Source organism: Advenella sp. (assembly GCF_052108595.1).
Classification (GTDB): Bacteria; Pseudomonadota; Gammaproteobacteria; order Burkholderiales; family Burkholderiaceae_B; genus Advenella.
In genome coordinates, this window is record NZ_JBQEAU010000021.1 from 31296 (window position 1) to 41302 (window position 10007).

Annotated in this window: 9 protein-coding genes; 6 read left to right on the plus strand and 3 right to left on the minus strand. The window is 57.3% G+C overall.

Annotated features, from left to right (window positions below; all coding sequences use genetic code 11):
- From ACTIKR_RS05795 to ACTIKR_RS05820, 6 genes are all read left to right on the plus strand, one after another.
- Positions 1-801, plus strand: an 801-nt coding sequence (locus ACTIKR_RS05795; RefSeq protein ID WP_442327329.1) for a transporter substrate-binding domain-containing protein, incomplete at its 5' end; no start/stop codon positions are given.
- Between the two features lie 250 nt (positions 802-1051).
- The gene (locus tag ACTIKR_RS05800) at positions 1052-1819 is read left to right on the plus strand and encodes an ABC transporter ATP-binding protein (protein ID WP_442327330.1); all 768 of its coding nucleotides are present in this window, start codon (positions 1052-1054) and stop codon (positions 1817-1819) included.
- Positions 1820-1827: 8 nt separating this feature from the next.
- Positions 1828-2823: an iron-siderophore ABC transporter substrate-binding protein gene (locus tag ACTIKR_RS05805; RefSeq protein WP_442327331.1), complete on the plus strand. Its 996-nt coding sequence runs from the start codon at positions 1828-1830 to the stop codon at positions 2821-2823.
- On the plus strand, positions 2820-4793 hold the full coding sequence (locus ACTIKR_RS05810; protein WP_193089703.1) for an iron ABC transporter permease: 1974 nt from the start codon (positions 2820-2822) through the stop codon (positions 4791-4793). The genes ACTIKR_RS05805 and ACTIKR_RS05810 overlap by 4 nt, the downstream gene beginning before the upstream one ends.
- Before the next feature lie 20 nt (positions 4794-4813).
- Entirely contained in the window at positions 4814-6667 is a 1854-nt protein-coding gene (locus ACTIKR_RS05815; protein WP_442327332.1) for a chorismate-binding protein, read from the plus strand.
- A gap of 220 nt (positions 6668-6887) precedes the next feature.
- Positions 6888-7994: an extracellular catalytic domain type 1 short-chain-length polyhydroxyalkanoate depolymerase gene (locus ACTIKR_RS05820; RefSeq protein ID WP_193089705.1), complete on the plus strand. Its 1107-nt coding sequence runs from the start codon at positions 6888-6890 to the stop codon at positions 7992-7994.
- Between the two features lie 62 nt (positions 7995-8056).
- Here ACTIKR_RS05820 and ACTIKR_RS05825 read toward each other — a convergent pair whose 3' ends face one another.
- The 3 genes from ACTIKR_RS05825 to ACTIKR_RS05835 all read right to left on the minus strand — a co-directional run.
- Entirely contained in the window at positions 8057-9049 is a 993-nt protein-coding gene (locus tag ACTIKR_RS05825) for an adenosine deaminase (protein WP_193089706.1), read from the minus strand.
- A 93-nt stretch (positions 9050-9142) separates the two neighbouring features.
- On the minus strand, positions 9143-9301 hold the full coding sequence (locus ACTIKR_RS05830; RefSeq protein ID WP_442327333.1) for a DUF2474 domain-containing protein: 159 nt from the start codon (positions 9299-9301) through the stop codon (positions 9143-9145).
- Positions 9302-9394: 93 nt separating this feature from the next.
- Positions 9395-10007, minus strand: a 613-nt coding sequence (locus tag ACTIKR_RS05835; RefSeq protein WP_442327334.1) for a cytochrome d ubiquinol oxidase subunit II, incomplete at its 5' end; no start/stop codon positions are given.

Sequence of the window (10007 nt, forward strand, 5' to 3'; positions counted from 1 at the left end):
GCCAGCAAGTTCAAGATCGTGCCGCTAAACTCCCAGCAGCGCTTTACCGCCTTGCAATCGGGCGAAGTCGATGTTCTTACCCGCAACACCACCGTCACGCAACAGCGCGATACGGCGCTGGGCCTGATTGCGGCGGGGGTCAATTTTTATGACGGACAGGGCTTTCTGGTGTCCAAGAAGCTTGGCGTAAAAAGCGCCAAGGAACTCAATGGCGCAACGATCTGCCTGCAAACCGGCACCTCAAATGAAAATACGCTGGCAGACTGGGCCCGCGCCAACAAAGTGGAATACAAACCGGTCGTGTTCGATCAGTTCAACGAGGTGGTCAATGCCTTTGCAACCAACCGTTGCGACGTATTCTCTACCGATGCCTCGGGCCTGGCGTCCATTCGCATTTCCAAACTGTCCTCGCCCGACGATTACGAAGTGCTGCCGGAAATCATTTCCAAAGAGCCGCTGGGACCCTTTGTGCGCCAGGGCGACGATGCCTGGCTCAATATCGTCAAATGGGTCTTTCAGGCCACCGTCAATGCCGAGGAACTGGGCGTGACCACGGCTAATGTCGATGAACAGCTCAAAAGCACCAACCCCAACATCCAGCGCCTGCTGGGCGCCACGCCCGGCGCAGGCAAAAACCTGGGACTGGATGAGAAATGGGCCTACAACATCATTAAACAGGTGGGCAACTACGGCGAGAGCTTTGAACGCAATGTCGGCCAGGGCAGCCCGCTAAAAATCAAGCGCGGCCTGAATGCCTTATGGACCGATGGCGGCCTGCAATACGGATTGCCTATTCGCTGATTGCGCCATTGGCAATCGCCAGTTTATCCAAAAGGGCCCGCCATAGACGCGGGCCTTGTCACAACCTGGGCCGCCACACAACCCATGGCACCCACACCAGGCCGGCATCAACGCCTTATCCGCAGGACGATGGCTTGGACAGCCGCACCGACCGACCCGGGGTAATAACGCCAAATATCAGAAAAACACCCGATTGGATATTGAGAATCATTTACAATCACAGCTCTGATCTACTCTTGCCGGATATGCGATGATCCAGATTGAAAACGCTGGTTTTCAAACCTCTTCCAAAACCCTGCTGCATCCGCTCACGACCCAATTTGAACGGGGCAAGTTTTACGGCCTGATCGGCCACAATGGCTCAGGCAAGTCGACACTGCTCAAGCTGCTGGCGCGTGAACACCCCCCCTCACAGGGCGCTATCCTGCTGGACAATGCCCGTGTGGATACGCTGTCCAATCGCCAGTACGCGCGCAAGCTGGCCTATTTGCCGCAATATACGCCGGTCATCCCCGATATGAGCGCCCGCGAACTGGTCGAACTGGGACGCTATTCGTGGAATAGTATCTGGCGCAACAGCAACCCCGAGAACGAATCGGCAGTTGCGCGGGCCATCGCGCTGACCGATACCGAGTCCTTCATGCCGGCGCTGCTCGATTCCCTGTCGGGCGGCGAGCGCCAGCGTGTATGGATTGCCATGCTGCTTGCCCAGAATACGCCCTATATCCTGCTGGACGAACCGCTGGCGGCACTGGATCTTAAGCACCAGCTTGAAGTGATGCAATTGCTGCAACGGTTGGCCAATCAGGAAAACCAGTGCGTGATCGCGGTCATCCACGATATCAACCTGGCCACCCGTTATTGCGACCGCCTGCTGGCCCTGCGTGAGGGAAGGCTTATCTACGCCGAGCCGCCCGCTGCCCTGCTCGATCAGCAAAAGCTGCGGCATATCTACGATGTCGATCTGCAACTGATTGGCCATCCCGTGCATCCTGGCGTGCAACTGGCCTTCAATTGAGCCCGAGCATGATCATGCCCATTGTGTTTCACCGCTGCATGCTCATCTGCGCCTGCCTGATGGCAAATGCCGCAGCGGCTGCCCCGGCAGAAAGCCAGATGAACCCACCCAAGACGGCAACGCAACTTGCGTCTGCGCAGCCCGAGAGCCCAAAAGCGGCGCCACAACGCATTGCCGTACTGGACTGGACCATTGCAGAAACAATGGCCGCCATGGGTATTTTTCCCGCGGCAATCGCTGAAAAAAACAGCTATGAGGTCTGGAGTCGTTCGCCGGCCATGCCGGCGAGCACACTGGATCTGGGCATGCGGGCGCAGCCCAATCCTGACAGAATGATCCGGCTGGCGCCCGAGCTGATTCTGGCCTCGCAAGACTATGCCTTCGTCAAAGGTCTGCTGGAGCGAATCGGCCCCACGACACTGCTGGACGTCTACACGCCGGGTCAGGACATTTATGAAAACCTGAGCGAGCTGGCAACCCAGATCGGAGACATCACAGGTCATCCCGACAAGGCTGCCCACTACATAACCCAGGTAGATGACGAGCTTGATGGGATCAGCCACCAGCTTTTGCAACACCGTGGCCAGCCGGTGGCGGTCATTCAGTTCATAGATGCACGCAATGTCCGGGTGTATGGCAAGCCCAGCCTTTTTTCCACCGCACTGGAAAAAATCGGCATCAGCAATGCCTGGACAGCAGCAGTGAACCAGTGGGGCTTTCAAAGCGCAGACCTGACCGACCTGGCCGCTTTGCCCGAGGACACCACGATCTTTATCATCAAGCCCTACCCGGCCGACTTGCCCGGGAAGCTGCAGGAAAATATGATCTGGCAGGCATTGCCGGCAGTGCGCAAAAACCGCGTCATTCTTGCCGAGCCCATCTGGACACTGGGCGGCTTAAGTACCGTGCTGCGCTTTGCGCAGACAGTCCGGGACGGTCTGCTTGCGCAGGACGCCAATGCCGGCTCGAACGCGGCTTTCCGTTTCCCCGGATATAACAAATGAGATACACACTTTCTGCAAGAACACTCGCACTTGTCAGCAGCGCAATCGCCATTGCCCTGATGGCTGCAGTTATCATGCTCGCCGCGCCGGGTAGCAACGCGTGGTCAGAGGCGCCGATACAGCAACTGGTATTCTGGCATGGCATCCTGCCCAGAATTGCCATGGCGCTGCTTTGCGGCATCTGCCTGGGCCTGGGAGGCTTTATCCTGCAGCAGGTCACGCAGAACACCCTGGCCGCCCCCGATACACTGGCCATCAGCAGCGGCGCCCAGTTCGCGCTGTTGTTGGGCATGATGTACTTTCCGCAGGCGCAATTGTTCGACTCCACGCTGCTGGCCATGGCAGGCAGCGTGGTCAGCAGCGTGATCATCGTGCTCATTATCCGGCGAACCGGCACTGCCGGCAATACCCTGATTCTGATCGGGTTGATGCTCACGCTGCTGCTGACCACGCTAAGCAATATGTATCTGATCCTTAACCCGGACAGGCTCTATGGGCTCATCATCTGGGGTGCCGGTTCACTCAGTCAAGACTCCTGGCTGCCGACGCTGCGCACCGGTTGGCAAACCCTGTTGTGCCTGCCACTGTCCTGGTTTCTGCTGCCCTCGCTGCGCGCCTTTTCGCTGCAAGGTACGCTTGCCAAAAGCGTTGGCGTCAATGTCCGTCTGGTGCGCGTCACCGGCTTTGCACTTGTCTCGTTTCTGATTGCAATCGTGGTAAGCAGCGTCGGCGTCATTGCTTTCGTCGGCCTGGCCGCGCCGGTAATCGCCCGCTCTCTGGGTGTGACCGATATACGCAAGCAATGGGGATATGCAATGCTGTTTGGCGCCTTATTGCTGTCCATTACCGATTCGGCCCTGCAACTGGCGACATACCGCTGGCCCAACAGCGTCATGACGGGAACCGTGACCGCACTGCTGGGCGTACCGGTGCTGCTGTTTCTGCTCATGAAACAGCGCAGCCATACGCGCCAGGAGGTGGCTCCGCTGCATGCGGGCTTGCGCCATCCCACATCGCTGCTGCGCAAGCGCATGCTCCTGTTGATTGCACTTGCCATTGGATGTTTTGTGTTCCTGCCGCATATCACGCACGATGTCGCTGGCAACTGGACGCTGGTCGCCCAGATTGATCCGACTATTGCGCTGTTCACCGAAAGTCGCACGCAAACTGCGATTCTGTTTGGTGTCGCCATCGCCTGCGCCGGCACACTGATTCAGAACATGACCAACAATAGCATGGCTTCGCCCGAATTTCTGGGAGTCACGTCCGGGACCGGACTGGGCCTGATCGGGCTGATGATGCTGGTGCCCGCGCCCTCGCCGGTTCTGTATCTGGTCTGCGGCATTGGCGGCGCTTTTGCCAGCCTGCTCTTTGTCATGCTAATCAATGCGCGCAACCAGTTTCAGCCCGAAAAAATCCTGCTCACCGGCATGGCGCTCACGCAGCTATTTAGTTCGCTGCTGACTCTGACCCTTGCCAGCGGCATGCAACAAGTCCAACAGCTGTTGATATGGATATCCGGTGATACCTACATGAGCCTGCTGCAAAATGATCTACCGATGCGCTTTGCCATTGTTGCATTGCTGGTCATACTGGCCTGCATGACACGACGCCCCTTGAGCCTGCTGCGTCTGGGCGACCCCATTGCCCGCGCCACCGGCCAGCGTCCCATGCTCACCCGCACCTTGCTGTTTCTGCTGATCGCAGCGCTGACCACGCTGGCATCCATTACCATCGGCCCGACCAGCTTTGTGGGGCTGATTGCACCGCATCTGGCCCGCTCCATGGGCTTTCATGGATTGCGCACGCAAATGCTGGCCTCCTCTACAATTGCCATTGTTATCATGCTGTGCGCCGACCTGCTCGGCAGGCACATTATGTTCCCCTATGAAGTTCCCACCGGCTTGATCGCCACTTTCATCGGCGCCGTCTATTTTCTATGGCAATTTACCCGAAGGCAGAAGGCGTAATTCCGGTATCATTGCCTGCCATGGACACATCGCCTCCTTTCGTTCTATTTGATGACGCCGTCACCCAGCAGGCCACGCTGCTGGAGGCGTTTGTACGCGCGGACACCATCGCTGCCGCGCAACTGGCAGACCTGGATGCCATTCTGGCGCGCGGCTGGGCACAGGCACTGCATCCGGCAATCTTCATTCCCTATGAATTCGGCATGGCTGAGGCAGCACAACGCGCAGGCGCAGGCGCAGCCATGCACATCCACTGGTTTTCACAAGCCACAACGCTATCGGGTGAGCAGATTGAGAACTGGCTGACCCAGCAGGCGCACGCGCATGATCCGAGTCGGCAGCCTGCGGGGCTATGCAATCTGCAATTGCAGCCGGCGTTTGACAGTTACCGGCAGCAGTTTGACCGATTGCACCGGGCCATTGCGCGCGGTGATTTCTATCAAATCAATTACACCGCGCGACAATATTTCGAGACCTATGGTTCGCCGCTGGCGCTGTACCGCGCACTGCGTGCAAAGCAACCCGTGCCATACGGCGTGCTGGCCTGGCTGCCGCATCAACCCATGGCCCCCTGGACAGTATGCCTGTCTCCCGAGCTGTTCATCCGCATTGATGAGCAGGGCGTGATCGGCGCCGAGCCCATGAAGGGAACCCTGGCCTGTCAGCCGACAGATGATCCTGAGGCGCTGGCCAGCCTGCTGCGCAATGACAGCAAGAACCGGGCCGAGAACCTGATGATCGTGGACTTGTTGCGCAATGATTTATCTATTCTTGCGCAACCCAAAGGTGTACAGGTGCAAGAGCTGTTCAAAGTGACACGCTTTGGCCAGGTGCTGCAAATGACCACGCCCATTGACTGCCGGGTCCGGCCCGGCATCACCATGGCGCAGGTGATCGGCGCCTTGTTTCCCTGCGGCTCTATTACCGGCGCTCCGAAAAAAATGAGTATGCACTATATCGCAGGCAGTGAAATTGCGCCGCGTGACCTGTACACCGGGAGCATCGGCTATCTGCAACCGTCTGACAATACAATGGGCGCCACAGGCTGTTTCAATGTTGCCATCCGCACCCTGACCCTGCAGCCGGCACACAACCAGGGCCTTGCCTGTACTGGCGTGATGGGTGTCGGCGGCGGCATTGTCTACGACAGCACGGCGCAATCGGAGTATGAAGAAATCCACTGGAAGTCTCGTTTTCTGCATGCCATCCCTGCCGAATTCGCACTATTTGAAACCATGTTGGTCGAGCAAAGCCATTGTGCATTGCTGGGCAGGCACATTGAACGCCTGCTTGCCTCTGCCAAAAGCCTGGGCTTTGCCGCCGATCATGCTGCCTTGACACGGCAGTTGCAGCAATTCATAGTCGCGCAGCCGTCGAACGCCACACTGCGTGTGCGCGCCGTGCTGGCCCAGGACGGAACCTGCCAGATGACTGCGTTTCCCCTGGACACCCCTGTCCCTGCGTGCGAATCCAGCCTGCCCTCGGTGAGCATCGCGCCACGCCAGTTACCAAGATATGACCCCTTGCGTCGCTTTAAAACGACATGGCGCAAACATTATGACGATGATTTGAAACAGGCAACGGTTTCAGGCGATTTCGACGTTCTGTATTTCAATCATGATAATGATCTGCTCGAAGGCGCACGCACTTCGGTATTTATTCACTATCGTGGTGCATGGCTGACACCGGTCCTGACCCTGGATATTTTGCCCGGTGTCATGCGTGCGCAGGTGCTGGCCAGCCCTGCGCAGTATCTGCAGACCGATCATGTCACCGAGGGACGCATCAGCCTGGCCATGCTGCAAGCGGCCGATGCCATTGTGCTGACCAATGCCCTGCGCGGGTGCATACCCGTCCGGCTCAAATCAGCCTGAAATCGCTGTAAGAGACCCCTTCTGTTCGATCTGTACATGGTTGAGCAGCCACGCTGCAGACATGTACTGCAATAGCTGCCGGGGCAGGAAAGTACAACAATTGCCAATTTACGTGATATCTTCATACAGACATCTTAGTATTCATGCAAGAACCGCCACCTGTGCGATCCTCGCCAGGTGAATACCGGTTTATGCTACTTTACCGCGGGGATACCACATTATGGCTCGCAGCATGAGCTCCATTTTTCTGAAAACCGCCCGCAAAATTGCACGCCAACAGAGTAACGCGCTGATCAGGGCCACGCGCTCGAACATGAAGCTGGCCGCTTCGGCCTTCAACCACAACCCGCTGTTTCCCCCGTCGCCTGCCGCCGTGTTGCGCCCGGCAAAGAAACCCGTCCCGCCGCCGTTTCGTCATGGTTCCTGGACAGAGCGACTATTCAAGGTGCCTGCGACAGTCTCTTTGTTTTTTCAGCGGCTAAGTTATTTCCTGTACGTGCCGCCATCACATCAAATGAAGGGCAGCGCCATGCTGGTCATGCTCCATGGCTGCAAACAGACCGCCACCGAGTTCGCGCAGGGAACGCGGATGAACCAGCATGCAGCCAAATCGGGCATGGTCGTTGTGTATCCACAGCAATCACGCCAGCGCCAGACCCTGCGCTGCTGGCGTTGGTATCTGCCCGACCAGCAACATGGCTATGCCGAGGCCGATGCGATTGCCGCGCTGGTGCGCAACCTGATACAGCGTCACAAACTGGACAAGACACGGATTTATCTGGCGGGCATGTCGGCCGGCGCCGGCATGGGCAGCCTGCTGGCCTTGCGCCATCCTCAGCTGTTTGCTGCAGTGGCCTTGCATTCCGGGCCTGTCATGGGCAATGCAAGCAGCTTGTCCAGCGGATTGCAGACCATGCGGCGCGGTACCTTGAATGATCCGCTGACGGCGCTTAAGGCTGCCGGTGAAACCCTGGCTGCCAGCGAGGACTACCTGCCTGCATTGATTCTGCAAGGCCAACTCGATCGAGTCGTATCGGCCAACAATGGCGAACAGCTGGCGCGTCAGTTTGCCTGGCTCAATGGTTTTGATGACGAGGCGCAGCCTATCGAAAAGCCAGTTGGTGAACAAACCTCGCGCGAATACACCCAGTTTGATTTCAAACGTGCCCGCAAGAGCATTGTTCGTTTATGCCAGTTCAGAAAAGTGGGTCATGCATGGAGTGGCGGCGACAGTCGGCTCGATTTCAACACTTCGGATGGTCCGAATGCATCAAGCCTGATCATGCAATTTTTCCGGATGCATCAACGCAGTGACAAAGCATCCTAGCAGCAGATCTGCTGGCTGGCCCCGATCACCGCGGCCTGGCTGCACGACGGGCCGGCAGACAATCAGGAAGCCTGCGCCAGGAATACCGGAAAACGAGCCTGCATGCTGTTGTTGGCAAGTGTGACCAGTTCCTCGTCGCTCAACCCGAGCGCTTCGGCAACTGCAACATAGTTATCCAGCAGATAGCCACCAAAATAGGCGGGATCATCCGAGTTGATCGTCACACAAAGACCCTGATCCAACAAGCGCTTCAGATTATGCTCGCGCATATCGCTGACCACTTTGAGTTTCAGGTTCGACAACGGACAGACGGTGAGCGGCACTTTCCTGGCGGCCAGCGTTTGCAACAAGACCGGATCTTCTTCGCTGCGCACACCGTGGTCAATGCGAATCACATTCAACCTGTCCAGCGCATTGCTCACATAAGCGGCCGGCCCTTCTTCGCCCGCATGCGCCACCAGATAAAAGCCCAATTGACGGCAACGCGCGTACACGCGTTCAAATTTTTCCGGTGGATTGCCCTGTTCGCCTGAATCCAGGCCAATTCCCAGCCATAGATCGCTGTATTGTTCGCGCAAAGGCAAAGCCTGCTCCAGCGTATCGAATGCCGCTTGCTCGGGCAGATGCCGTAGAAAACTCATGATGAGGCAAGAGGTAATGCCCCAGGTATCCTGGCCCTCGCGCAATGCACGCGCAATACCGGCAAACACCGTTGCAATTGGCACACCACGCACGGTATGTGTCTGCGGATCGAACATGATTTCTGTATGAACCACGCCCTCCTGCGCGATCCGCTCAAGATATGCCATGGTCATCTCATAAAAATCGGCCTCGGTGATCAGCACGGCAGCACCGGCGTAGTAAAGGTCCAGAAAAGATTGCAGATCGGTGAAATGGTACGCATCGCGCAGTGCCTGAATGGATGGGTACGGCAAGGTCACGCCGTTGCGCTGCGCAAGCCGGAAAATCAATTCGGGCTCCAGTGTTCCTTCAATATGCAAATGCAATTCAGCCTTGGGCAGCTTGCGGATAAACTCTAAACGTTCGGCGTTCATGGGGATGTCTGATTGGGTTCGGATGGCAACAGCGCGCCACATTGCGCTTGTGTTAATGCGCTATTGTAGCGCGAGCGAGCCGCGCCCACTCTTTCAGGAGGTCATGCCCACGGCAGACATAATGCCGCGCAGCAGGTAGGCTGCCAACAGCAATGCCGCGGTTCCGGCCAGCCACAAACCGGCGAACCATAACCAGCGGCTACGTTTGCCTGGGGTAGTGGTGCAAGTGCGTTTGGTTTTCTGCTGTGTCATATCGCCCGATTCCAACTGTAATATGCGCCTGTCGCTGCGAGTATCGCGACAGGCGCAAGCAGGCCGGTACGCGTCTGCACGCTGGTCACGCCTCTAGTGATATCCGGCATCTGCCGTCACTTTGCCACGGAACACATAATAGGCCCAGGAGGTGTACATGAGAATGAACGGAATAATGAAGAGCGCGCCGACCAGCGCAAAACCCTGGCTTTCCGGCGGACCGGCCGCATCCCAGATGGATATGTCGGGTGGAATGATATTGGGCCAGACGCTGATACCCAGACCGCTATAACCCAGAAACACCATGCACAGCGTATAAATAAACGGTTCGGCATGCGGGTTGTGATTCAGGCTGCGTATCAAGCCCCAGCCTACCAGGACCACCAAAATGGGGACCGGTGCAAACCAGAACAAATTGGGCAAGGTAAACCAGCGCTCGTAAATAAGCGAATTGCTCATCGGCGTCCAGATACTCAGAATACCAATGATAACCAGCAACACCAGGGTGAGCGGCCTGGCCAGTTCAATCATCCGTTGCTGCAACGGCCCGTCGGTCTTAAGGACAAGCCAGGTGCAGCCCAGCAACGCATAGGCAATAATCAAGCCAATGCCGGTAAACACGGAAAACGGTGTGAGCCAGTCCAACGCCCCGCCGACATAGGCGCGATTAACGACCGTGATGCCATCTATATAAGCCCCCAGGGTC

Excerpts from the sequence above, each read along its gene's own strand:
- ACTIKR_RS05800 (WP_442327330.1), top strand. The coding sequence starts at position 1,052 with ATGATCCAGATTGAAAACGCTGGTTTTCAAACCTCTTCCAAAACCCTG.
- ACTIKR_RS05805 (WP_442327331.1), top strand. The coding sequence starts at position 1,828 with ATGATCATGCCCATTGTGTTTCACCGCTGCATGCTCATCTGCGCCTGC.
- ACTIKR_RS05810 (WP_193089703.1), top strand. The coding sequence starts at position 2,820 with ATGAGATACACACTTTCTGCAAGAACACTCGCACTTGTCAGCAGCGCA.
- ACTIKR_RS05815 (WP_442327332.1), top strand. The coding sequence starts at position 4,814 with ATGGACACATCGCCTCCTTTCGTTCTATTTGATGACGCCGTCACCCAG.
- ACTIKR_RS05820 (WP_193089705.1), top strand. The coding sequence starts at position 6,888 with ATGGCTCGCAGCATGAGCTCCATTTTTCTGAAAACCGCCCGCAAAATT.
- ACTIKR_RS05825 (WP_193089706.1), bottom strand. The coding sequence starts at position 9,049 with ATGAACGCCGAACGTTTAGAGTTTATCCGCAAGCTGCCCAAGGCTGAA.
- ACTIKR_RS05830 (WP_442327333.1), bottom strand. The coding sequence starts at position 9,301 with ATGACACAGCAGAAAACCAAACGCACTTGCACCACTACCCCAGGCAAA.